Here is a 577-nt window from a genome sequence, read left to right as displayed (position 1 = left end):
CCCCGATCAGTGCTCTACCCGTGGGCCTCCTCCAGGGAGGCCGGGCTGGGACCGCTTCGGGGGGGGAACCAGCTATCACCGGGCTTGATTGGTCTTTTGCCCCTAGCCCCAGGTCATGGGAACGAATTGCACATCAGAACCTTTCGGGCCTCCACGGGGCTTTCGCCCCGCTTCACCCTGCCCAGGCTAGATCGCCCGGTTTCTGGTCTCCCGCCCGTGACTACGGGCCCATTAAGACCCAGCCCCTCACGGGGGGGTCACCCCCGCTACGGGCTTTTCGGTTTCCCTACGCCTTCGGGGGGGCTAACCCCCTTAGCTCGCCACGGGCGGGAACTCCCCGGCCCGTGTTTCTAGACGGAAGGGGGGGCGACCCTGGACCCTCCCCCTCGTACTCCCGGGTTCACCCCGGTTTCCTTCGGGGGGGAAGGGCACCCTTTCGGGCCGCCCCTCCTTTAGCCGCCCGGTTTCAGGCTCTTTTCACTCCCTTTCGGGGGGGTTCTTTTCAGCTTTCCCTCACGGTACTAGTGCGCTATCGGTCTCGGGACGTGCTTAGCCTTGGGGGGGGCCAGTGGCCCCC

The 577-nt window shown here is 66.4% G+C and carries 1 rRNA gene; it reads right to left on the bottom strand.

The annotated features are described in order from the left end of the window. Positions 1–577, bottom strand: a 23S ribosomal RNA gene (locus JCM11217_RS17125); the annotation flags it as partial.

It is taken from the genome of Vulcanisaeta distributa JCM 11217, from assembly GCF_001316005.1.
Taxonomy (GTDB): Archaea; Thermoproteota; Thermoprotei; order Thermoproteales; family Thermocladiaceae; genus Vulcanisaeta; species Vulcanisaeta distributa_B.
This window is presented reverse-complemented; position numbering and strand designations above follow the sequence as displayed.